The organism is Acidovorax sp. LjRoot66, assembly GCF_964253305.1.
Classification (GTDB): Bacteria; Pseudomonadota; Gammaproteobacteria; order Burkholderiales; family Burkholderiaceae_C; genus Acidovorax.
The window spans coordinates 1,690,745-1,713,714 of the sequence record NZ_CAXUQU020000001.1 but is presented as its reverse complement, the minus strand read 5'-3'; the positions used below and the strand labels follow the sequence as shown (position 1 = coordinate 1,713,714).

The window sequence follows — 22,970 nt, the reverse complement described above, 5'->3', positions numbered from 1 at the left end:
GGGCGTCAGTGGCCAGAGGAGTCCGAGCGGCGCTCGCCAAACAGCCCGCCCTGCCCCGATGGTGGGCCCGCAGCACCGAGCATCTGCACGAACTGCAGGAGCTGCGGGTCTTCGATGAAGCTGGCGGCGGAGGACGCGGTCAGCAGCACCTCGGGCGACTGGGGCCGCGCCACGATGAAGCCCTGCACGTAGTCCACACCGATCTCGGCCAGGGTTTGCACGGTGGCCTGGTCCTCGGCCCATTCGGCGATGGTCTTCATGCCCAGGTTGCGCGCCAGGCTCACGATGGCCTCGACGATGGCCACATTGGCCGGGTGGCGGTTCATGTTGACGATGAAGTTGCCGTCGATCTTGAGCAGGTCGGAGGGCAGGTCCTTGAGGTACGAGAACGAGGTGTAGCCGGCACCGAAGTCGTCGAGCGCCACCTTGGCGCCGTAAGAGCGCACCTGGCTGATGAAGCGGCGCGTGTTCTCCAGGTCGTGCAGGGCCACGCTTTCGGTGATCTCCAGGCACAGCCAGCTGGCCAAGTGGGGGTGCTCGTCGAACAGGGCGAACACGTCGTCGATGAAGGCCTCGTCGTTGAGCGAAGCACCGCTCAGATTCAGGCACACGAACTGGGTGCGCCCCAGCTGGCCATGGTGCTTGCCCAGCCACTCGAACACCGTGCCCAGCACCCAGCGGTCGATGACGCCCATGCGCCCGCTGTGCTCGCCTGCGGCGATCAGGCGCGGTGTGGGCACCAGCGCGCCGCTGGCATCGCGCATGCGCAGCAGCACCTCGAAGTTGAGCGACTCGGTGGGGGCCGTGAGCGACATGATGGGCTGCATTTCCAGGTACAGGCCCTCGATGCGCTCGTCGGACGACAGGCGCTCCACCAGCTTCATCTCCGTCTCGTGGGCAATCAGGCCGGGCGCATCGCGCTCGTACACCGCCAGGCCCTGCTGCAGGCCGCGCTTGGCATCGCGGCAGGCGTGGTCGGCGGTGGAGACCACGTCGCGGATGGTGCTGCCCGGCGCCACTTCGATGAGGCCGATGGAGCCGCGCACGTGGAACGAGCGCGCCCCCACCCGGTAGGGGCTGGTGCAGATGCTGGCAACGATGCCCTGGCTGATGAGCCGGGCCAGCGTGATGTGGGTGTCCGGAAAAACGATCAGGAACTCATCGCCCCCCACGCGCCCGATCTGCATGTTGCCCGACAGCATCTGCGAGACGCGCGCGCACACCTGCTGCAGCACGTCATCGCCGGCCGCATGGCCAAACAGGTCGTTGATGAGCTTGAAGCGGTCCAGGTCCAGGTAGGCCAGCGCCAGCGGCTTGCCCTGGTTGCGCTGCGCCAGGGCCGATTCGAGCACCTGCTCGATGCCCCGGCGGTTGAGCACGCGCGTGAGCGCATCGTGGTGGGCCAGCACGCGCAGGTTCTCGGTGGCACGCGATTTCTCGGTCACGTCCTGCAGCGAGCCTTCGATGCGGCCGCGCGCCTGGGTGGCACGCACCATGAAGCGCCGCGTCAGTTCGCCATCATCGCGCCCGTTCACCGCAAACTCGGTTTCTGTTTCGGATTGGCTGTGCACCATCTGGTCCAGCTGCAGCCAGGCCGCGTCGCCGAACTGCGCGCGCCAGGTGCGCCCGCCGTTGTCCAGAAGGCCATCGCCCAGCATGTCCACCAGTGCGGGGTTGGCGCTCAGGAAGCGGCCTTGCAGGTCGAGCGTGAACAGGCCGATGGGCATGGCCTCGTAGGCATACTGCAGCTGGGCCTGCACCTCCAGGCGCTTGACGTGCTCCTGGCGCATCTGCTCGGCAATCGCCAGCGCCGCCAGCAGGCTCGACGACAGGGCTGCCGTGACGTGGTTCACGGTGCCCACCAGCACCTTCATGCCATAGGCCGCCGCCACGATCTCCGAAAAACTCGACAGGAAAGTGACCCCAAGCGATGCGCCGTACCACATGGCCACGCGCGAGCGGGTCTTGAACACGATGCGCACCAGGCTCACCGTCATCAGCAACAGGCCCAGGCCGGTGGACACCCACATCATCTGCAGGTACAGGCCGTAGGGCAGGAACACGGCGGCCAGCAGCAGGGGAATGCAGGCCCACTGTGCGCCGCGTATCCAGGGCCCCAGGCGCGAACGGTCCAGGTCTTCCTGGAACAGGCTCTTGTAGAGCGTGATGGTCAGAAAACCGTACACCGCCACGGTGAGCGCACGGGTCGGAAACAGCCAGGGCGTGGGCACCAGGTGGCCCAGCCACTGCACGTCCCAGCCGGCAGAGATGGCCCCCACCCGCAGCGTGACCACCAACCAGGCGGCAAACAGCACGTACAGCGACTGCCGGTTGATCAGCGCCGTCATCAGCACGAACATGCCCAGCACCACCAGGCCACCTTCGAGCAGGCCCAGGTTGCGGTGGAACTCCAGCACCGAGGCCTGCAGATCGGCCTGTGCCCACCAGTCGGCCTGCAGGCGTGCAGGCCCGACGAACGCAGCGCGGCAGAGCACGCGCAGGCCGGCGCTGGCCTCGGGCAGGCCAAAACCCGCCTTCATGGGGATCAGGCTGCCACTGGCCTGCTCACGCGTGGCCTGGCCCAGCGATACCAGGCTCGTGCCGTCCCAGCAGGCCATGGCCACGGCGTGGCGCGAGGGGAACAGCAGCGAGGGCGGCTGCGCCATCGAGACCGGCAGGTCCACCAGCAGCCATACGGGTGCCTCGGACAGGTTGGTATCGTGGAAGGACTTGAGTGGCCGGTTCGCCAGCGCGGCCAGGGCCTGCTCAGGAGTGAGTTCTGCGGCCGCCTGTGGCAGCACGCGCATCATCAAGGTGTGGCCGCCGGCCGACAGGTAATTGCTCTGCCAGAACAGCAACGCCCACACCGCCACGCCAGCCATGGCGATGGGAATGATGTAGATGGACATCGTGCGCAGCAGCCAGTCCACAAAGACTACGCCGCGCCGAACCCCTTGCCGTGCGTGCTCCTGCAATCGCGGTGACCCCATGGTTTTGTGTGGTTGCGCAGCCCCCACGGCCACGCGCTGGATGGCGCGTGGTACAGGGCCGAGCAAGGCCGCGACCGCGCGCAATCTTCCATCTTGTCACGGAACACACGGCCTGCATCGCAAGTCTTTGCGCGTTCCCCCTTTTTGTGCGAGTTTACAAAGCAACGGGCACAAAAAAGGCCACGGCAGGTGTGGCCTTTTTACCAACAGGTGATTTTTTTGGAAGGACCGGGGCGCAGCTTTCACCCCACCCACCGGGGGTGGGGTTGCTCAGGCAAATGCCCGGTTGCTCATGCGCGGGGGCAGTTCCCGTCCTCGGCCACTGGCCGACACACGGCGCGGGGTCGGCGCCACCACGGCCGGCTTGTTGCTGGCGGGCAGGCCATGTACAGGCACCGGGCCCATGTCGATGTCCGGATGGCGGGTGTGGCAAAAGAAGTTGAGCGCCGGGTGCTGCGCCTGCTGCCAGCGTGCCGGGCCGCTGTCGATGTCGAAGGCCATCACCCGGTGCGGCAGGTTGCCCGCGTGGGCCAGGGGAATGAAGCCCGTGGCAGGGAACAGGTCTTCGAACAGCAGTTGCTCATAGTGCCGGTCGATGGGGGCGCGGCCAGCGGCAATCGCCTGCTCGATGCCCTGGCGCTCGCAGTATTGGAAGGCGGCCTTGATAAGCACCGTCTTCACCAAGCGGCCCATGGTGCCGCCAACGATGCCCAGGCGCGTCACTTCGGCCAGGTGCATGCCGTCCATCCATGCCGGCAGCTCGACCGACTGCTCCACACTGAGCGCGCGAAAGCGGTTGCTCTGGATGCGCGCAGTACCCAGGGGAGAGCCGTCGAGCTTGGACTCGGCCAGCAACACCACGACCCCGTCTTCGTAATCGGTGGCCTCGGGCTCCTGCAGTTGGTGCGCCAGGTCGGGCACATGGCGCGCATAGGCCGCGTGGCGGATGTGCACGGCCTTGCGCAGGTCGGCCTCGTTCCTGACCAGGCGCACCCAGAAGGGCAGGCGTTCTTCCTTGGTGGTCAGGCGGTTGAGCGCGTCCATGCGCGTGGGCTGCAAGGCAGTGCGCGCCTCGCGCTCCTTGGATGCCACGCCAAAGGCCCGCGACGGCAGCGGCGGATGCACACGCACGGTGGGGGCGGGAGCTGTGGCGATGGACTCAAACATGATCGGGCCTCGGTGACAAGAAAAAATTGGCAAATAGCGCAATTCCACTGTAGAGGCCGCTCCGGTTTTCTTGAGTCAGGGCCGGGATGGAAACCCTGTCTCTTTTCTTCGGACACGCCTGGTGCGAAGTTGCCTGACAGGCCTGTCTCCCTGGCGGGTAGTGGCGTGTCTCCATTGCGATCACTGGGCGTTCAAAGCCCTTGTCAGCGGATAGCACGCATCCCCGAAAAATGACACTGTTGGGCTCAACGCATCGTGATGCGGGTGCGCAGGGCGCAGAGGTTGTAGGCCTGTCCTACACCGGGGCGATGGGCCGTCCTATCCGGGCCGCGCGCCATGGCGCATAGATTGGGGTACTGGACACACCACCATGGAGGACGCCATGCCCCAAACGAGTTGGAGCGCCAAGCGCGAACGCCAGTATGGCCACATCAAGGACAGCCTGCTCGAGCGCGGCAAGAGCGAGCGCACGGCCGAACAGATCGCCGCGCGCACCGTGAACAAGGAACGTGCGCAGCACGGCGAGGCCGAGAAGGCCAACCCCAAGACCCTGAAGGACACACCCGCCCCGGTGCGCGGCGGCCAGCGCTCGCACCAGGGCGCGCAGGGCCGCACGCGCGAGCAGCTCTATGAAGACGCCAAACGCAAGGGCATCAAAGGCCGCTCGAAGATGAACAAGGCGCAGTTGGAGAAGGCTGCAGGTCGCTAACCCTCGAACTGCGGGTGCAGCTGGCGGATGCGGTTCATCACCATGCCCGCCGCCGCCGTGCGCGTCTCCACGCCGAGCTTGGCGAACACGCGCTCCAGGTGCTTCTTGACGGTGGCCGGGCTGGCGCCCAGGATGTCGCCGATGTCGCGGTTGATCTTGCCCTTGACCACCCAGTACAGCACCTCGGCCTCGCGCGCGGTGAGCTTGAAGGCCAGGCTCATGGATTCGATGATCTTCGCGTCGGACACCTCGCGCATCACGATCAGCCAGTCGCCGCCGCCCTCGCTGTCGCCGGCCTGCTGGTGCAGGCGGAAGGTCAGGCGGCGCGCTCCCTGGTCGATGGCCAGGCGCGGCGGCTCGGCCTGGGCATGGACCAGCAGTTCGGCGGCGTTCTCGGCCAGCACGTGGCGGCGCAGCCAGGCCTGCACCTGCTCGGGCGCCCAGGGGCTGGCCTCGCCGAAATAGGCCTTGAGCAACTCGCGCGCCAGCGGCGTCTGCCAGACAATGCGCCCGTCCACCGCGCGCACGGTGATGCTCGCATAACCGAAGGCGTCGAGCGCATTGCGCGCCTCGCGTGCCTGGCTGGCATCTGCCCGCGCCTTGCGCGCGGCGCCCAGGTGCACGCCCATGCGCGCCATCACTTCGCGCGGCTTGATGGGCTTGGTGACATAGTCCACCCCACCCGCCTCCAGCGCGGCCACCAGGTGCTCGGTCTCGGTCAGGCCGGTCATGAAGATGATGGGGATGTGCGCCGTCAGGGGCGACGCCTTCAGGCGCCGCGCGACCTCGAAGCCGTCCATGCCGGGCATCATGGCGTCGAGCAGCACGATGTCGGGCAGGGCCTGGGCAGCGCGCTGCAGCGCGGCCTCGCCATGCATGGCGACGAGCACGGTGTAACCCGATTCGTCGAGCGCATCGTGCAGCACGGCCAGGTTGTCGGGCACGTCATCGACGATGAGCACGACGTCGCTGTCACCCCGGTCGAGTGTGTCGCCGGGGGAGGATACGGCCAGGGGGCCGTGGTTGGGTGCTGCGGTGTTCACGGTGGTGCCTGCTCAAGTATCTGCCCCATGGCATCGAACTGGAACTGCCGGGCCAGGCCGCGCATGGTGTGCACGAAGGCGCCATGCGCGGGCTGGTGGCGTTCGATCTCTTCCAGGGCGTTGAGGATGCCACGGTAGTAGCCCAGCGACACGGCCTGCGACAGCGCGGCCAGGGCGCCGGGGTCGGGGTAGGTCAGCGGCCTGCTGGCGGCCCCGGCATCGGGCGCGGCCAGCACCGGGGCGGGGGCCTGTGCTTCGCCGAGCCACTGCAGCGCCAGGCGCCGCTCCAGCCAGTCGAGCAGCTCGCTGTGGCGCACGGGCTTGACGATGAAGTCCTCGGGGCGGATGTCCACGTCGTTGTCCAATGCCTTGTCGAAGGCATTCGCAGACACGATGGCGCAGTGGACTTCAGGCAAATGCATCTGCCGCACGCGCCGCAGGGTCTCCCACCCGTCGATGCCGGGCATGGCCAGGTCCATGAAGAGGGCGTGCGGGCGGTAGCCGGTGGCCAGCAGGTCGAGCGCGTCGTGGCCGCTGGCGGCCTGGCGCAGCTCGAAGCCCAGGGGTTCGAGCAGTTGCACCAGCAGCTCGCGGTCGGGCTCTTCGTTGTCGACCACGAGGATGCGGCGGCGCTCGCCGGCGTAGCCCTTGCGCACCCGCTGCACCCGCGCCAGCGGCGCTGCTGCGGCCTTGCCCAGGGCATCGGCATGCACCTCGGGCAGGAACAGCTTGACGTGGAACACCGAGCCCAGGCCGGGCTCGCTGGTGACGGTGAGCTCGCCGCCCATGAGCGCGGTGAGCATCTTGGCGATGGTCAGGCCCAGGCCGGCGCCAGGGGTGGCCGCCACGGCCCCTGCGCTGCCGCCGCGCGCGAAGGGCTCGAAGATGCGCTCGATCTCGTCGGCGCTCAGGCCCGGCCCCGTGTCCTGCACGTCGATGCGCGCGATTTCGCGGGCGTAGCGCACACGCAGCGTGACGCGGCCGTGCGCGGTGAACTTGACGGCATTGCCCAGCAGGTTGATGAGTATCTGGCGCAGGCGCTTTTCGTCGGCGCGCACCACCTCGGGGATGACGCCCTGCACGTCGAACTGGAAGGCCAGGCCCTTGGCGGCGGCCTGCAGCTCGAACAGGCTGGCCATCTCGTGCAGGCCGTCGGCAAAACGCATGGGCGTGACGTCGAGCGTGAGCTTGCCCGACTCGATGCGCGCGATGTCGAGCGTGCCCTCGATCAGCGACAACAGGTGCTCGCCGCCGCGGCGGATGACATGCACGGCCTGCTTGCGGTGCGGCGGCACGCCGGCGTCTTCGCCCATGAGCTGGGCATAGCCCAGGATGGAGTTGAGCGGGGTGCGGATCTCGTGGCTGATGGCGCTGATGTAGCGGCTCTTGGCCTGGTTGGCTTGGTCGGCGGCGCGTTTCGCCTCCTCGGCCACCTGGCGCGCCTGCTCGGCCACGCTGCGGGCGTTCTGCAGGGCCTCGTCGGTCTGGCGGTGCAGCTCGATCTCGCGCACCAGCAAGCCGGTCTGGCGGTTCGACTCCTCCTGCGCCACCTGGCGGCTCTTGTGCGCCAGCACCAGCCACCAGGCGACGATGCCGGAGATGACCAGCAGCGCCAGGTAGGCCTTGAGCAGGCCCGAGCGCAGCGCCACCTCGGGCGCAGCCAGCACCTCGGTGTCGGTCATGGCCTGGGCGATGGTGTTGAGCTCCTGGTGGTACAGCAGCCCCATGACGGAGGCCAGGAGCGGCCCAATCACCAGCATCAGCAGCAGGAAGTGGCCCAGGCCCGTGTCCAGGTAGCGCCAGATGGCGCGCGGCAGCACCCAGCGCAGGGCCGAGGACCACTGCACCGCCATGCTCGCATGGGGTTTGCACAGGTCGCCGCAGCGCGCGTCGAGCGTGCAGCACAGCGAGCAGATGCCGCCGCCGTAGGCGGGGCACTGGGCCATGTCGGGCGCCTCGTACTCGCGCTCGCAGACCACGCAGCGCTGCACCGAATAGCGCAGGGCGCCGCCCAGGTCGGCCGCCACCTGGCCGCTGACCGGGCCATGCATGGGCACGGCCTGCAGATCCGCCAGGGCCGGCGCCTCAGAGCGGCGCGCGATGTAGTAGCGCCCCCCGGTGGCCCAGGCAATGAGCGGCGCGGTGACGAAGGCCACCGCCATGGCGATCACCGCCGAGAAGGCCTGCGGCAGCGGGCCGAACAGGCCCAGGTGGGCGCTGATGGACAGCACGGAGGCCAACGCCATGGAGCCCACGCCCACGGGGTTGATGTCGTACAGGTGGGCGCGCTTGAACTCGATGCCCTTGGGCGACAGGCCCAGGGGCTTGTTGATGACCAGGTCGGCCACCACCGACATGATCCAGGCGATGGCGATGTTGGAGTACAGGCCCAGCACCTCGCCCATGGCGCGAAAGACGTTCATCTCCATCAGCATGAAGGCGATGAGGGTGTTGAACACCACCCACACCACGCGCCCCGGGTGGCTGTGCGTGAGGCGCGAGAAGAAGTTGGACCAGGCCAGCGAGCCCGCGTAGGCGTTGGTGACGTTGATCTTCATCTGCGAGACCACCACGAACAGCGCCGTGGCCGCCACCGCCCAGCCGTAGTGCGGGAAGACGTATTCGTAGGCCACCAGGTACATTTGGTTGGGGTCTACTGCGCGGTCGGCCGGCACCATGTGGGTAAGGGCCAGGTAGGCCAGCAGTGCGCCGCCCAGCATCTTGAGCACTCCCAGCACCACCCAGCCGGGCCCGCCGGCCAGCACCCCCAGCCACCAGCGCCCGCGCGTGGCCGGCGTGCTGGCCGGCATGAAGCGCAGGTAGTCGGCCTGCTCCCCCATCTGGGTAATGAGCGCAATGCCGACCGTGAGTGCTGCACCAAACAAGGGCAATTGAAAGGTAGTGCCGCGCCCGGATTCACCACCATAGTGCGATATGCCCAAGAACGCACCAGGATCGTGCGTAATGACATAGACGAAGGGCACCACCAGCATCACCAGCCACAGCGGCTGGCTCCACACCTGCAGCCGGCTGATGGCCGAGACGCCGTGGGTGACCAGCGGAATCACCACCACGGCGCAGATCAGGTAGCCCCAGGTGGGCGGGATGTCGAGCGCCAGCTCGAGCGCATAGGCCATGACGGCCGCCTCGAGCGCGAAGAAGATGAAGGTGAAGGAGGCGTAGATCAGCGAGGTGAGGGTGGAGCCGATGTAGCCGAAGCCCGCGCCGCGCGTGAGCAGGTCCATGTCCACCCCGTAGCGGGCGGCGTAGACGCTGATGGGCAGGCCCGCCAGGAAAATGATGAGCCCTGTGGCGACGATGGCCCAGAAGGCGTTGACGAAGCCGTACTGCACCAGCAGCGTGGCGCCCACGGCCTCCAGGATCAGGAAGGAGGCCGCGCCGAAGGCGGTGTTGGCCACGCGCCATTCGGACCACTTGCGAAAGCGCTGGGGCGTGTAGCGCAGCGCGTAGTCTTCCATGGTCTCGGTGGCCACCCAACTGTTGTAGTCGCGCCGGACCTTGACGACCTGCTGCGGGGCCTGGGCGTCCACGTCCGTACCGCCCTGTACGGGAACTCCCGCGTCAGGCGAGGCTATGGTGGCGGTGGTGGGTGGCATGGAGGAGCGTCAAGAGATGCGGGGCGGCAGTCCCTGTGATGGTGCAGTTTCCATGCCACTGGCGCCGCGCCGGTCGGGGTAGATGCGCCAATCGACGTATGGCCGGCACGGGGCTTGCTCACTATGATGGTGCGGACCAGGGCGAGCCCTTGCTCCAGCGCACGGCATGGCACCGCTCTATCCGATCACCACACCACCAAGACCATGGAACTCACCCCCCGCGAAAAGGACAAGCTGCTGATCTTCACCGCGGCCCTGCTGGCCGAGCGCCGCAAGGCGCGGGGCCTGAAGCTGAATTACCCCGAGGCCATGGCGCTGATCAGCGCCGCCGTGATGGAGGGCGCGCGCGACGGCAAGACCGTGGCCCAGCTCATGAGCGAGGGGCGCACGGTGCTGACCCGCGCCGACGTGATGGACGGCATCGCCGAGATGATCCCCGACATCCAGGTCGAGGCCACCTTTCCCGACGGGACCAAGCTGGTCACCGTGCACCAACCCATCGTCTAAGCAGCACTTTCCGGAGATTTAATCCATGCGCGCATCACGCACCCGCACCCTTGCCCTCATCGCCCTGGCCACGCTGGCCACGGCCGCCAGCGCCCATACCGATGGCGGCGCGCACGCGCACAGCGACTTCTTCAGCGGCTTCACCCACCCGCTGTTCGGGCTGGACCACCTGGCCGCCATGGTGGCCGTGGGCCTGTGGAGCGCGCTGGCCGCGCGCCGCGCCGGGCCCGAGCTGCTGTGGGGCCCGCTGGGCTTTGCCAGCCTGCTGCTGGTGGGCGCGGTGATGGGCCTGCAGGGTGTGGCCCTGCCGGCGGTGGAGCCGATGATCGCTGCCTCGCTGCTGGCCACGGGGCTGCTGGTGGCGTCGCGCCTGCGCGTGCCGGGCCTGGCGGCGGCACTGGGCGTGGGCGTGTTCGCGCTGTTCCACGGCCTGGCCCACGGCTACGAACTGGCCGGCAGCGACAGCGCCTGGCAGACCCTGGCCGGCATGCTGTGCGCCACGGTGCTGCTGCACTGCGCGGGCCTGGCTGCGGGCTGGGCGCTGCGCCACCGCACCGTGTGGCTGACCCGCGCGGCCGGTGCCGGCGTGGCCGCCCTGGGCGGCGCCATGCTGCTGCAACTGGCCTGACCCCTCCCTTTTCATCAGACAAGGACACGCCACCATGATCCCAGGCGAACTGCTGATCGACGCGGGTGAACACGCCCTGAACCCCGGGCGCCGCACGCTGACCGTGCTGGTGCGCAACACGGCGGACCGGCCCATCCAGGTCGGTTCGCACTACCACTTTGCCGAGACCAACGGCGCCCTGGGCTTCGACCGCGAGGCTGCGCGCGGCATGCGGCTGAACATCGCCTCGGGCACGGCCGTGCGCTTCGAGCCCGGGCAGGAGCGCACCGTGGAGCTGGTGGACTATGCGGGCGACCGCACGGTGTACGGCTTTCGCGGGCTGGTGCAGGGGCCGCTGTGATGCAGCGCCCTGCCCTTTTCTCCACCCCCCTTTCCAGCCCCGCGCCGGGCACCAGCAAAAGGTTTTGAACCATGGCAACCATTGGACGACGCGCCTATGCGGAGATGTTCGGCCCCACCGTGGGTGACCGCGTGCGCCTGGCCGACACCGACCTGATCGCCGAGGTGGAGGCGGACTACACCCTGCGCGCCGGAGGCTACGGCGAAGAGGTGAAGTTCGGCGGCGGCAAGACCATCCGCGACGGCATGGCGCAAAGCCAGCGCACGCGCGACGGCGGCGCCGTGGACACTGTGCTGACCAATGCGCTCATCATCGACCACACGGGCATCGTGAAGGCGGACATCGGCCTCAAGGGCGGGCGCATCGTGGCCATCGGCAAGGCCGGCAACCCCGATACGCAGACGGGGGTGGACATCATCATCGGCCCGGGCACCGAGGTCATCAGCTGCGAGGGCAACATCGTCACCGCGGGCGGCATCGACAGCCACATCCACTTCATCTGCCCACAACAGATCGAGGAGGCCCTGGCCTCGGGCGTGACCACCATGCTGGGCGGCGGCACGGGCCCGGCCACGGGCACGCTGGCCACCACCAGCACATCCGGCACCTGGAACATGGAGCGCATGCTGCAGTCGGCCGATGCCTTTCCGATGAACCTGGGCTTTCTGGGCAAGGGCAATGCCAGCCTGCCGGCGCCGCTGCGCGAGCAGATCGAGGCGGGAGCCATTGGCCTGAAGCTGCACGAGGACTGGGGCACGACGCCCGCGGCCATCAGCAACTGCCTGGATGTGGCTGAAGAGACGGACACGCAGGTCGCCATCCACAGCGACACGCTCAATGAATCCGGCTTTGTCGAGAACACCATCGCCGCCGTGGGCGGGCGCGGTATCTGCGCCTTCCACACCGAAGGCGCGGGCGGCGGCCATGCGCCGGACATCCTGCGCGTGGTGGGCGAGGCGAACTTTTTGCCCTCGTCCACCAACCCGACCATGCCCTACACGGTGAACACGCTGGACGAGCATGTGGACATGCTCATGGTGTGCCACCACCTCGATGCCGGCATCGCCGAGGACCTGGCGTTTGCCGAGAGCCGCATCCGCAAGGAGACCATCGCGGCCGAAGACATCCTGCACGACCTGGGCGCCATCAGCATGATGAGCAGCGACAGCCAGGCCATGGGCCGGGTGGGCGAGGTGATCCTGCGCACCTGGCAGACGGCGCACAAGATGAAGGCGCAGCGCGGCTCGCTCGACGGCGACAGCGCGCGCAACGACAACACGCGCATCAAGCGCTATGTGGCCAAGTACACCATCAACCCGGCCATCGCGCACGGCATCAGCCACGAGGTGGGCTCCATCGAGGTCGGCAAGTGGGCCGACATCGTGATCTGGAAACCGGCCTTCTTCGGCGTGAAGCCGGCGCTGATCTTGAAGGGCGGCTTCATCGCCATGGCGGCCATGGGCGACCCCAATGCCTCCATCCCCACGCCGCAGCCGGTGCACTACCGGCCGATGTTCGGTGCCTTCGGCGGTGCCATCGCGCGCACCTCGCTGACCTTCGTCTCGCAGGCGGGGCTCAATGCAGGCATCGGCGAGCGCTTCGGCCTGGCCAAGACGCTGGTCGCCGTGCGCAACATCCGCGGCGTGCGCAAGCAGCACATGGTGCACAACCACTACACGCCGCGCATGGAGGTGGACGCACAGACCTACACGGTGCGCGCCGACGGCCAGTTGCTGACCTGCGAGCCTGCCACGCTGCTGCCCATGGCGCAGCGCTATTTCCTCTTCTGAACCGACACCGCACCCGCATTTGACCCGATGATCCAGGCCTCCAAACTCATTGCCCAGGGCCGCGGCCTGGCCCCCGTGCTGCTCAAGCGCGCCACCACGGTGGAGCTCGACTGGGACGTGCGCCAGAAAAGCCGCTTTTCGGCCACCGACTCTGCCGGGCGCGAGCTGGGCGTCTTCCTGCCCCGTGGCACGGTGGTGCGCGGCGGCGATGTACTGGTGGCCGAAGACGGCTCGCTGGTGCGCGTGCTGGCGGCCCCGCAGGCGGTGCTCTACATCACCCACTGCAAGAACCACGGCACACCGTTCGACCTGACGCGCGCCGCCTACCACCTGGGCAACCGCCACGTGCCCATCGAGCTGCAGCCCGACCACCTCAAGATCGAGCCCGATCACGTGCTGGCCGACATGCTGCGCGCCATGCACCTGATCGTGCACGCCAGGGACATGGCCTTCGAGCCCGAGGGCGGCGCCTATGCGGCGGGGCATGCCGGCGGGCACGGCCACCACGGCCATGACCATGGCGACCATGGCCATGCGCAAGAAGGGCACGGTGCACACGCTGGGCACGCACACGATCACCCCCATGACCATGACCATGACCATGACCATGGCGACGGCCACGGCCACGGCCACGGTCATGCCCACTGAGCGGCCCGCCGCCCGGCACCGCCAGCAGCGAGGATCACCACCATGATGCGCGAGCCCCCGGCCCCCACCGCCCTGCCCGCAGCCAGCCTGCTGCAGCTGATCTGGCTGGCCTCGCCCGCGCTGCCGGTGGGCGGCTTCTCGTATTCCGAAGGGCTGGAAAGCGCCATCGAGTCGGCCGGCGTCGCATCCGAAGCGGCCGTGGCCGCCTGGCTGCTGGACCAGTTGCACATCACCCAGGCGCGCGGCGACATGGCCGTGGTCGCCCAGGCCGTGGGTGCGTGGCGCCAGGGCGACATGGCGCACGTGCGCGAGCTCAACGACTGGGTGCTGCACACGCGCGAGACCAGCGAGCTGCGCCTGCAGACCGAGCAGATGGGCCGCTCGCTGGCCGACTGGCTGCGCAACCAGCACCAGGGCGACACGGCGTGCATGCCGACGGTGCAGGCCCTGGCCGCCCTGCCGCCCACCTACCCCGTGGCCTTCGCGCTGGCAGCATCCACCACCGAGGCATCGGGCCACGATGTGCTGCTGGCCTTTGCCTTCGGCTGGGCCGAGAACATGGTGCAGGCCGCCCTCAAGTCCATGCCGCTGGGCCAGAGCGCCGGCCAGCGCATCCTGGCAAAGCTCGCCCAGGCCATACCCGATGCCGCCACCCATGCGCTGGCGCTGCCCGACGGCGAGCGCCAGGCTTTTTCACCCATGCTGGCCATCCTGTCGGCCCGGCACGAAACCCAGTATTCACGCCTTTTCAGATCATGACCACCACCAGCCCCCTGCACCACATCCCTCGCCGCACCAAGCACCTGCCCCCGCTGCGCGTGGGCATCGGCGGCCCCGTCGGCTCGGGCAAGACCACCCTGCTCGAAATGCTGTGCAAGGCCATGCGCGACGACTACGACCTGATCGCCATCACCAACGACATCTACACCAAGGAAGACCAGCGCCTGCTGACCGTGAGCGGCGCCCTGCCCGCCGAGCGCATCCTGGGCGTGGAGACCGGCGGCTGCCCACACACGGCGATCCGAGAGGACGCGTCGATCAACCTCGAAGCCATCGACCGCATGCTCGAGCAGTTCCCGGATGCGGACGTGGTCTTCGTCGAGAGCGGCGGCGACAACCTGGCCGCCACCTTCAGCCCCGAGCTGTCGGACCTGACCATCTACGTGATCGACGTCGCTGCCGGCGAAAAGATCCCGCGCAAAGGCGGCCCCGGCATCACCAAGAGCGACCTGTTCATCATCAACAAGACCGACCTGGCGCCGCACGTGGGCGCCGACCTGTCGGTGATGGAGTCCGACACCGTGCGCATGCGCACCACGCCCCAGGGCCTGCGCCCCTTCGTGATGACCAACCTGAAAACCCTCGCGGGCCTGGCCGAGGTGGTGCGCTTCATCGAGACCAAAGGCATGCTGACCAAAGCGACCTCTGCGGCCGGCTAGAATACGCGCCTTCCCTCCCGGAGACTTGGGTGAGTGGTTTAAACCAGCAGTCTTGAAAACTGCCGACGGGCAACCGTCCGTGAGTTCGAATCTCACAGTCTCCGCCAGATAGCTAGAAGACAAGCGCCTCACGAGGCGCTTTTGTTTTTTGCGCTTTGTTTGCACCCTGGCGCGGAATTGACTGAACTGGCGCAGTTCGACAAGCCTTGAACATGCAGGCCACCACTGGACCTGATGGTGCGCCATGCCTGATGGTGCGCCATGGCATCGACCGCCAGGTTCCTCAATGGAAAGGCCGCCTCGAACGCAGGGTGCGCCCACCTGGGGCTGAGGAGCGTGCGCGGCAGAAGGAGCATCGGCTGCAACGCCCGACAAACCGATCTCGCCGGGTATCACCTCCGGCGCCCAGGGGGCCACCCTGGGCTTGTCGGTACTACCCAGCGATCCTCGGTTTTCGAGCGTTTCGCTTCGATGCCTTCTGCTGCGCCCGCTCCTAGCGTGAGGCCGCGGCAAGCCCTGGCCTCAGGGCCCTGGGCGCCGGTGGATGCGGATAGGCTGCTCCCTGGCGGCAGACGGCGGCGCATCGCAGCCATCGCAGCCGCAACCTGCGCTGGCGCGCAGCACCACCTTGCCGAAATAGCGAGCCATGAAGCCCGGCAGCGGCAGCCGCAGCGCGGCTTGCGCCAGCGCCCGGCGGGCAACGGCCGGCGCCAGGCTCCAGCCCGCATACAGCGCACAGGCGGTCACCACCGCCAGCACGACCAGCATCTGTACGTTCATCTCAGCCTCCTCCCATCATCAGGGCAATGCGGTAGGTCGCGAATGCTGCCGCATAGGCGAGCGCGAACTGGTAGCCCGCCATCAGCGCCGGGTAGCGCCAGGAATTGGTTTCGCGGCGCACGACGGCCAGCGTCGACAGGCACTGCGGCGCGAACACGAACCAGGCCAGCAGCGAAAGCGCCGTGGCCAGTGGCCAGCTCTGCGCGATCACCGGCGCCAGCGCATCGGCCACCGAATCGCCGGCCGCCGACAGCGCATACACGGTGCCCAGCGCGCCCACCGCCACCTCGCGCGCAGCCAGGCCAGGCACCAGGGCGATGGAGATCTGCCAGTTGAAGCCGATGGGTGCGAACACGTGCTGCAGCGCCTGGCCCAGCCAGCCCGCGGCGCTGTACTGGATGGCGGCGCCGGTGGCACCATCCGGAGGCGCCGGATAGCTCGACAGGAACCACAGCACCACCGTCAGCGCGAAGATGATGGTGCCCACGCGCACGATGAAGATGCGCGCCCGTTCCCACAGGCCCAGCAGCAGGTTGCGCGGGCTGGGCATGCGGTAGGGCGGCAGCTCCAGCATCAGCGGCTGGTAGCTGCTCTTCATCCACAGGCGCTTGAACAGCCAGGCCACGGCCATGGCCGACACCACGCCCGCCACGTACAGCGCGAAGAGCACCAGCCCGCGCAGGTCGAACCAGCCCACTGGCGTGGCGGGGATGAAGGCACCGATCAACAGCGCGTACACCGGCAGCCGGGCCGAGCAGGTCATGAGCGGCGCGATCATGATGGTGGCCAGGCGGTCCTTCCACGGCCCGATGGTGCGCGTGGCCATGATGCCCGGCACCGCGCACGCAAAGCTCGACAGCAGCGGAATGAAAGCACGGCCCGACAGCCCCACCTTGCCCATCAGCCGGTCCAGCAGGAAGGCCGCACGCGGCAGATAGCCCGAGTCCTCGAGCACCAGGATGAAGAAGAACAGGATCAGGATCTGCGGCAGGAACACCAGCACCCCGCCTGCTCCGGCGATCACGCCATCGACCAGCAGGCTGCGCAGCGGGCCGTCTGCCATGTTCTCGGTGATCCGTGCGGACAGCCAGGCCATCAGGTCCTTGATGGCGTCCATGGGCAGGTTGGCCCAGGAGAAAACGGCCTGGAACATCAGAAACAGCAGCAGCGCCAGCACCGCCAGACCCCATACCGGGTGCATGACAACGGCGTCGAGCCGGTTCTGCACGCGCTGGTTGCGCCCCCCGGCGGGCGCGGCGGCCGCCAGGATGCGGCGCACCTCGCGCTGCAGGTCGCTCGCCGTGCCCGCCGCCTGTGCGGCCACGGGGGCCAGCACCGGGTCGCCACCCGGCTGGCGGGTGAGCTGCGCGGCAATCTCTGCCATCAGCGCGGCATGGCCGTCGCGCCTGACGGCCACCGTCTCCACCACCGGGCAGCCCAGCTCGGCCGAAAGGCGCTGCAGGTCGATTTTGAGCCCCTGCGAGCGCGCCACGTCGGCCATGTTGAGGGCCAGAACCATGGGCCGGCCCAGGCGCCGCACTTCCAGCACCAGGCGCAGGTTCATGCGCAGATTGGTCGCGTCGGCCACCGCCACGATCAAATCGGGCACCGCCTCGCCCGCACGCTGGCCTTCGATGACTTCCAGCGTCACCTGCTCATCGGGGGTGGCCGGCGTCAGGCTGTAAGTGCCGGGCAGATCGATTACCGCGACGGTGCGACCGTCGCGCAGCTGCGTGGTGCCGGTCTTGCGTTCGACTGTCACGCCAGCGTAGTTGGCCACCTTCTGGCGCGCACCGGTCATCAGGTTGAACAGCGCCGTCTTGCCGCAGTTGGGGTTGCCGACCAGGGCCAGACTCGGCAGGGCGCCGGCGGTGGCAACGGGAGAAACGCCTTGGCCCGTCATACCGGGCGCACCTCGATGCACTGGGCTTCCAGCATGCGCAGCGCAAACTGGGTATCACCGATCTGCACGGCGATGGGCTCCAGCCCGCCAGGGCCGCGGCGCAGCACGGTCAACGGCTCGCCCTCCAGGAAACCGAGCTCTCCCAGCCGTCGCAGCGCTGCGGCATCGATAAGGGGATGGGAGGAGGCAACGCCCTCCACCACGGCGCGGGCGCCATTGGGAAGATCAGGTAGTTTCATGGGAGGGGAAAATGCGAACGGCGAACCCGCGCTCAGCACGCCGGAGCCTCAACCCGAAGTTGGACGAGAATTATTACTATTTACATATTAACCCCGACTTGATAGACCATGCCCGCGTCGGCGATGAATCCCCGCAACCCCCGCAGGTTCCGCAGCGCCTGGGCAGGCCGCAAATGTCTCTCGCCCCCCGGGCCTTGCAACAGCGCCCCCCATTGCAACGCGGCCCGCTCGCTAGCTGGCAAGGCTGCGTAGGTCACGGTGACCTGCAGCGATGGTTTTCAGGTGATGGTGGCTGGAGGTCGATGAAGGGGCCCGCGCGGGAGGCGGCTCCATAATGCGGCTCCCCGCCGTTCACCGTGCCTCCCGTGCCCATCCCATTTGCCATGCCCGACCGCGCCAGCCCCGATTGCACGCAGCCCGCCAGCAAACCGTTGCTCATCATTTCCGCTGGCAACACCTTCCCAGGCCTCAGGGAATCAGAGGGTGACTTCGACGACTGGATCGCTGCGGGTCTCGGGCAGGCGACGCCAGCGCTGCCCATGCGGCGGATCGACGCGCAGCAGCCCGCGCCCGCCCTGCCCCACCCTTCGGAAGTGGCCGGGGTGGTAGTGAGTGGCTCGCATGCCATGGTGACCGACCGCGCTCCCTGGAGCGAGCAGTTGGCGCTGTGGATGAAGCGCTGCGTCGAGGCCGGGGTGCCGGTGCTCGGCATCTGCTACGGGCACCAGTTGCTCGCCCATGCGTTCGGCGGCAAGGTCGATGACCTGCCTGGCGGGCCGGAGGTAGGAACACAGTCCATCCACCTGACCCAGGACGCGCGCGAGGACGCATTGCTGGCGGGCCTGCCCGATCGGTTCCCTGCGCAACTGGTCCACTACCAGTCCGTGCTGCGGCTACCCGACCAGGCAGTGCTGCTGGCGCGAAGCGATCTGGAGCCGCACCAGGCCTTTCGCGTGGGCGGCTGCGGGTGGGGCGTGCAGTTCCACCCCGAGTTTTCGGCGGCAGCGATGCGTGCGTATGTGGGGCACGTCAACCGATCGCGCGATGCATCCAGCCAACTGGACAGCGGCCTGGTCAGCACCACGCCGGACGCCAGCAGCGTGCTCGGCCGGTTTGCAGCCATGGTGCAGGCGCTTGAGGCATCGAGCCAAAGCGCCTGATCGACCTGTTCAGTGTGCGGCTGGGCGGCGAAGCACGTGGCACTCACCCTCGTGGTTCTCGTAGTAGGCCAGGCCGGCGCCGGGAAAGAAGACGATGCAGTCCGTGGATTTGCCCACCAGGGCTTCGAGCACTGGCGCGGTGTCTGTCGCGCAGTTGTCGAATTCGCCATGGCTTGCAGCAACGACGAAGCAGCGCGGGCCTGCGCCGAGCGACTTGAGCAGCGCAGCGACCTTGGCGGCAACGGCGTCTACCGCCGGGATCTGCTGCATGAACTTGCGCTCCAGGTGGCGCCCGTCGTGCGCCAGCGCCGAGATGAAGTCGCGTCTTCAGGATGGCTTGCTGGCAAGCGCCAGGTAGCGCTCCTGCCGCTCTGCAGCGACGAAGGTTCGGATGAACTCTTGTGCGGGCCCCATCGATACACCTTGCCAAGTTGAGTTGTCTGGCATGCATCATGGCATGCGGCAGCACAAAATGGAGGCCAGGCGCGAGGCATGCACGCGCCCATCTTCCGCCCCAGCGCTGGCTTTTACGGGTTTGCATTCAATCGTATGACCAGGCGGAAAGCCGCAGACAGTGCTGTAGCACGGCAAGGCGGACCAACGACGTCAGAAGAGTTTTGTTAGCCGCTCTTAGTAGGTCACGGTGACCTGCAGCGTGTCGGTGTACATGCCCGCAGGCAGCGCCGCCGGATTCGACTTGTTGATCTGGCCGTGGATGGGCAACGAGAACGCAGCGCCATTGGCCGGCACGTTGACGCCGGTGATGGCCGTTCCGGCGGGATAGGGCTGCGTGTGCCCGGCGTCGCGGTACAGCTCGTAGGGCACGTACGCGGCGGTGCTGCCATTGCGCATGGCGCGCGGGCCGGTGCCGATGCCCGTACCCTGGCCCGCATAGGAGCCGGGACCGACCTGGATGCTGATGCCCAGCACCTCGGGCGAGCAGACAAGCTGGGTAGGGCCGGACACACCCTCGGCCCCCGAAGGGGTGGCCGTGACGATGCCCGTGAAGGTGCCAGGGCGCGTGCCGAAGTCCAGGGTGCCGAAGTTCACGCCCGCAGTGGCACCGGAACTGCCGGCGACCATGCAGCCTGCCGTGAGCTGCATCTGCGCTTGCAGAGTACCGCCCAGGGTGCCTGCCAACACAGGCCCTGCCGCCAGGGCCAGGGCCGCTGCTGCGAGCCGCCCCAATGCCCACCCGTGTTGTCTTCGTCCGCCCGCGTCCATCGCGTGTTTCCTCGAAAAATGTCCCCCAATGCACCTTGCCTGCAGGACCACGCCCTCAAATTCACCATGGGGTGCACACCCCGCGGAGCACCCGGCTCGGTTTGCGCAAATCGTATCAGGTTGTAAATGGAATCTGTAGAAGGTTCTCCTCAGACGGCCAGAAGTGGGGAAAGTCTGGCGTGAAGCGGGTCTTCAGGTGGCAGCGACAACCAAGCGCACAGCGGGATCGTCGAAGAGCCACGCAGGGTCCCATCCCGGTTCAAGGCGGCCCAGCCTGACCAGGCCGTCCGAGATTTGCCCATCCCTGTAGAAGATGGCCAGGTTGCCCCATGGGGCATAAAAGCAGAGGTCCCCAGCCACTGGCATATGGGCGGCAGGCGCTCCGTCGGTGGCCAGTGCCCGCGGCAAGCCTGCGATCTTCTCGGTTGCCTCGTAGTCCTCCAACACCAAATCCAGCGGCAGCAGCAACGCAAGATCGCCCGCACTCGCGTTGCTGTCGAGCGTTGCCGTCGCGACCACTGCACCGTTCAGGATGAAATCGACTTTCATGAAGGCTCAACCAGGCCAGACCTTGCGGCCGCATCGCCTGGCTGTCACAGCAATTTGTCGGGCGTAATCGGCAGATCGCGGATGCGTTTGCCGGTGGCGTGGAACACCGCATTGGCGATGGCAGCGGGAATGCCCACCATGCCGAGCTCACCCATGCCCTTCACTCCCAGCGGGTTGACGATGGTGTCCTCCTCCTCCACGAAGATGGTCTCGATGGCATGGATGTCCGCATTCACGGGCACGTGGTAATGCTGCAGACTGGCCGTCATGATCCTGCCGTAGCGGTGATCGATCTCGGTGGCTTCTTCCAAAGCCATGCCGATGCCCCACACCACGCCGCCGATCTCCTGGCTGTGCGAGGCCAGCGGGTTGAGAATCTTGCCGCAGGCGGTCACCTCGATGACGCGGGTGACCTTGACGGTGCCAAGGTCGGGGTCGACCTTCACCTCGACGAACTGGGCGCCGTGGGCGAGCGATGCGTACTTTGCGCGCTCTGGCGATGGCGTCGAATCGCAGGTCTCGGCGATCTCGTTCGTGCCGGTGCGCCGCATCAGGTCGGCAATGGCCACCGAGCGCGACGCATCGCCCTTGGGGCGCAAATACCCGTCGAGCATCTCCACCTCTGCCGCAGCCTTACCCGTGAGGGGCGATGCGGCATCCCGGTTCGCCAGCTGCAGGAGTTTGGCGGTGACGGCCAGGGCAGCGCCCCGCACGGCCGAACCCACGCTGGATGTGGTCCATGAGCCGCCTTGCGCCGGTGCCCTGGGCTGGCGCGTATCGCCCAGCTCGAAATGCACCTGGTCCAGCCGCAGCCCCAGGAATTCGGCAGCGATCATGGTCATGACGGTGTAGGTGCCTGGACCGATGTCACTGGTTGCGCTGGTGACACTGGCCGTGCCGTCGGCGCGAAACACAATGCGCGCGCTGGCCGGCTGCTGGAAGGCGCCCCAGACACTGGAGGCCATACCCCAGCCGACCAGCAAACGGCCATCGCGCATCGAGCGCGGCTCGGCCTTGCGGTTGGCCCATCCGAACTTCTCTGCGCCCAGGCGGTAGCACTCGCGCAGCGCCTTGCTCGAAAAAGGCTTGCCGCTTTCGGGGTCGACCTCGGCGTAGTTGGCCAGGCGCAGCGCCAACGGATCCATCTTGAGTGCGTACGACAGCTCGTCCATCGCGCTTTCCAGGGCGAACATGCCGCTCACGGCGCCCGGCGCGCGCATCCACGTGGGCGTGGCAAGGTCGGTGGCGGCAACCTTCAGCGGCGCATGCAGATTCGGGCACGCATACACCTGCTTCAAAAAGCTGGTGGTGGCGTCCGAGAACGGCTCGAACGAAGAAGTGTTGTGAAAGGCTTCATGGATGATGGCCGACAGCTTGCCGTCGCGGCCTGCCCCCAGGGCCACCTTCTGGATGGTGTGGGGCCGGTAGCCATGGCCGGTGAACATCTGCGCCCGCGTGTAGACCACCTTCACCGGGCGCTTGAGTTCGCGTGCGGCCATCGCCGTCAGGGAGGGGTAGTAATTGGGCTTGAGCGATGCGCCGAAGGCCCCGCCGACGAACGGGGACACCACGCGGATGTTCTCGGCCGGCACGCCCAGGCCCGCGGCCAGGTGCTTCTGTACGCCAAAGACCTCCTGGGTCTTGTCGAAGATGGTGAGTTGATCCCCCTGCCAGAAGGCGATGGCTGCGTGCGGCTCGATCGGGTTGTGGTGGTGGATGGGGATGCGGTACTCCGCCGCCACCTTGACCGGCGCAGCCTGCATGGCAGCCACCGGGTTGCCGCGGGGCACGGCCTTGGCCGAGGCCGGGTCGGGCTGCGCCCGTTCCAGCACCGTGGCGAGGTCGGTGTTGTGGGGTTCGGTCTGGTAGCTGACCTTTACCAGTCTTGACCGTGCCGGGCCTGTTCGTAGGTCTCCGCAACGACCAGGGCAATCGGCTGGCCGTTGAAGAACACCCGGTCCGACTGCAACGGCCACGCCCACCCGGGCGCCGCCCCGGCTGCCGGTGGCGGCCCCAGCCTGCCCGCGTTCAGGTGCGTGAAGACGCGGATCACGCCTCCCGCCTGCTCTGCCTGCCGTGTGTCGATGGCCGAGATGCGCCCCTTGGCAACAGTGCTCAGCACGATGAAGCCGTAGGTGACATTCGGGATCTGGAACTCGGCGGTGTACTTCGCCTGGCCTGTGACCTTGGCGAGTCCGTCGACGCGGGTGGTTTCTTTGCCCAGATGGCGTGCCATG

At 67.7% G+C, this 22,970-nt stretch carries 21 protein-coding genes and 1 tRNA gene; 10 read left to right on the top strand and 12 right to left on the bottom strand.

Translation table 11 applies throughout. The features are described from left to right. Positions 1 to 5 precede the first annotated feature (5 nt). Both ACSQ3Y_RS07990 and ACSQ3Y_RS07985 read right to left on the bottom strand, forming a co-directional pair. Positions 6 to 2,990, bottom strand: coding sequence for an EAL domain-containing protein (locus tag ACSQ3Y_RS07990; protein WP_436176912.1), 2,985 nt, complete (start codon positions 2,988 to 2,990; stop codon positions 6 to 8). 270 nt (positions 2,991 to 3,260) lie between these two features. Beyond that, on the bottom strand, positions 3,261 to 4,157 hold the full coding sequence (locus ACSQ3Y_RS07985; RefSeq protein WP_436176911.1) for a hypothetical protein: 897 nt from the start codon (positions 4,155 to 4,157) through the stop codon (positions 3,261 to 3,263). Positions 4,158 to 4,539: 382 nt separating this feature from the next. Between ACSQ3Y_RS07985 and ACSQ3Y_RS07980 the strand changes: the two genes are divergently transcribed. Further along, on the top strand, positions 4,540 to 4,866 hold the full coding sequence (locus ACSQ3Y_RS07980) for a plasmid stabilization protein (protein ID WP_436176910.1): 327 nt from the start codon (positions 4,540 to 4,542) through the stop codon (positions 4,864 to 4,866). On the opposite strand, the gene ACSQ3Y_RS07975 is transcribed toward ACSQ3Y_RS07980, so the two are convergent. Both ACSQ3Y_RS07975 and ACSQ3Y_RS07970 read right to left on the bottom strand, forming a co-directional pair. Continuing rightward, positions 4,863 to 5,909 carry a response regulator gene (locus ACSQ3Y_RS07975; RefSeq protein ID WP_436176909.1) on the bottom strand — a complete coding sequence of 349 codons (1,047 nt, stop codon included), beginning with the start codon at positions 5,907 to 5,909 and terminating at the stop codon, positions 4,863 to 4,865. The two genes, ACSQ3Y_RS07980 and ACSQ3Y_RS07975, sit on opposite strands and share 4 nt — an antisense overlap. Next, complete coding sequence (locus ACSQ3Y_RS07970; RefSeq protein ID WP_436176908.1) at positions 5,906 to 9,526, bottom strand: hybrid sensor histidine kinase/response regulator; 3,621 nt, start codon at positions 9,524 to 9,526, stop codon at positions 5,906 to 5,908. The genes ACSQ3Y_RS07975 and ACSQ3Y_RS07970 overlap by 4 nt, the downstream gene beginning before the upstream one ends. A gap of 204 nt (positions 9,527 to 9,730) precedes the next feature. Between ACSQ3Y_RS07970 and ACSQ3Y_RS07965 the strand changes: the two genes are divergently transcribed. From ACSQ3Y_RS07965 to ACSQ3Y_RS07930, 8 genes are all read left to right on the top strand, one after another. After that, positions 9,731 to 10,033: an urease subunit gamma gene (locus ACSQ3Y_RS07965; RefSeq protein ID WP_055399013.1), complete on the top strand. Its 303-nt coding sequence runs from the start codon at positions 9,731 to 9,733 to the stop codon at positions 10,031 to 10,033. A 25-nt stretch (positions 10,034 to 10,058) separates the two neighbouring features. Then, positions 10,059 to 10,661 carry a HupE/UreJ family protein gene (locus ACSQ3Y_RS07960; RefSeq protein WP_057201497.1) on the top strand — a complete coding sequence of 201 codons (603 nt, stop codon included), beginning with the start codon at positions 10,059 to 10,061 and terminating at the stop codon, positions 10,659 to 10,661. 34 nt (positions 10,662 to 10,695) lie between these two features. Next, positions 10,696 to 11,001: an urease subunit beta gene (locus ACSQ3Y_RS07955; RefSeq protein ID WP_057201498.1), complete on the top strand. Its 306-nt coding sequence runs from the start codon at positions 10,696 to 10,698 to the stop codon at positions 10,999 to 11,001. Between the two features lie 71 nt (positions 11,002 to 11,072). Beyond that, on the top strand, positions 11,073 to 12,791 hold the full coding sequence (gene ureC / locus ACSQ3Y_RS07950; RefSeq protein ID WP_057201499.1) for an urease subunit alpha: 1,719 nt from the start codon (positions 11,073 to 11,075) through the stop codon (positions 12,789 to 12,791). Between the two features lie 27 nt (positions 12,792 to 12,818). Further along, a complete protein-coding gene (gene ureE / locus ACSQ3Y_RS07945; RefSeq protein ID WP_436176907.1) occupies positions 12,819 to 13,439 on the top strand; it encodes an urease accessory protein UreE in 621 nt (206 codons plus the stop codon). A gap of 42 nt (positions 13,440 to 13,481) precedes the next feature. After that, positions 13,482 to 14,198: an urease accessory protein UreF gene (locus ACSQ3Y_RS07940; RefSeq protein ID WP_057201501.1), complete on the top strand. Its 717-nt coding sequence runs from the start codon at positions 13,482 to 13,484 to the stop codon at positions 14,196 to 14,198. Then, a complete protein-coding gene (gene ureG / locus ACSQ3Y_RS07935; RefSeq protein WP_436176906.1) occupies positions 14,195 to 14,878 on the top strand; it encodes an urease accessory protein UreG in 684 nt (227 codons plus the stop codon). The genes ACSQ3Y_RS07940 and ureG overlap by 4 nt, the downstream gene beginning before the upstream one ends. 19 nt (positions 14,879 to 14,897) lie before the next feature. Continuing rightward, positions 14,898 to 14,985, top strand: a tRNA-Ser gene (locus ACSQ3Y_RS07930). 415 nt (positions 14,986 to 15,400) lie between these two features. On the opposite strand, the gene ACSQ3Y_RS07925 is transcribed toward ACSQ3Y_RS07930, so the two are convergent. Genes ACSQ3Y_RS07925 through ACSQ3Y_RS07915 form a run of 3 tightly spaced genes read right to left on the bottom strand, consistent with a single transcriptional unit; the run spans position 15,401 to position 17,800 of the window. Beyond that, positions 15,401 to 15,658: a DUF6587 family protein gene (locus ACSQ3Y_RS07925; RefSeq protein ID WP_057201503.1), complete on the bottom strand. Its 258-nt coding sequence runs from the start codon at positions 15,656 to 15,658 to the stop codon at positions 15,401 to 15,403. Position 15,659: 1 nt separating this feature from the next. Then, positions 15,660 to 17,561 carry a ferrous iron transport protein B gene (feoB, locus tag ACSQ3Y_RS07920; protein WP_436176905.1) on the bottom strand — a complete coding sequence of 634 codons (1,902 nt, stop codon included), beginning with the start codon at positions 17,559 to 17,561 and terminating at the stop codon, positions 15,660 to 15,662. Further along, positions 17,558 to 17,800, bottom strand: coding sequence for a FeoA family protein (locus tag ACSQ3Y_RS07915; RefSeq protein ID WP_082604113.1), 243 nt, complete (start codon positions 17,798 to 17,800; stop codon positions 17,558 to 17,560). The genes feoB and ACSQ3Y_RS07915 overlap by 4 nt, the downstream gene beginning before the upstream one ends. A gap of 365 nt (positions 17,801 to 18,165) precedes the next feature. Here ACSQ3Y_RS07915 and ACSQ3Y_RS07910 point away from each other — a divergent pair, with 365 nt between their 5' ends. Further along, a complete protein-coding gene (locus ACSQ3Y_RS07910) occupies positions 18,166 to 18,960 on the top strand; it encodes a glutamine amidotransferase (RefSeq protein WP_436176904.1) in 795 nt (264 codons plus the stop codon). 9 nt (positions 18,961 to 18,969) lie between these two features. Here the strand turns inward: ACSQ3Y_RS07910 and ACSQ3Y_RS07905 are convergent, their stop codons facing one another. From ACSQ3Y_RS07905 to ACSQ3Y_RS07885, 5 genes are all read right to left on the bottom strand, one after another. Further along, positions 18,970 to 19,230, bottom strand: coding sequence for a hypothetical protein (locus ACSQ3Y_RS07905; protein WP_436176903.1), 261 nt, complete (start codon positions 19,228 to 19,230; stop codon positions 18,970 to 18,972). 360 nt (positions 19,231 to 19,590) lie between these two features. Next, positions 19,591 to 20,184, bottom strand: a complete 594-nt coding sequence (locus tag ACSQ3Y_RS07900) for a Csu type fimbrial protein (RefSeq protein ID WP_436176902.1) — start codon at positions 20,182 to 20,184, stop codon at positions 19,591 to 19,593. A gap of 192 nt (positions 20,185 to 20,376) precedes the next feature. Continuing rightward, entirely contained in the window at positions 20,377 to 20,733 is a 357-nt protein-coding gene (locus tag ACSQ3Y_RS07895) for a cyclophilin-like fold protein (RefSeq protein ID WP_057201507.1), read from the bottom strand. A gap of 44 nt (positions 20,734 to 20,777) precedes the next feature. Continuing rightward, positions 20,778 to 22,565 carry a xanthine dehydrogenase family protein molybdopterin-binding subunit gene (locus ACSQ3Y_RS07890; protein ID WP_436176901.1) on the bottom strand — a complete coding sequence of 596 codons (1,788 nt, stop codon included), beginning with the start codon at positions 22,563 to 22,565 and terminating at the stop codon, positions 20,778 to 20,780. A gap of 44 nt (positions 22,566 to 22,609) precedes the next feature. Continuing rightward, a complete protein-coding gene (locus ACSQ3Y_RS07885; RefSeq protein ID WP_436176900.1) occupies positions 22,610 to 22,969 on the bottom strand; it encodes a hypothetical protein in 360 nt (119 codons plus the stop codon). Between the last annotated feature and the right edge of the window lies 1 nt (position 22,970).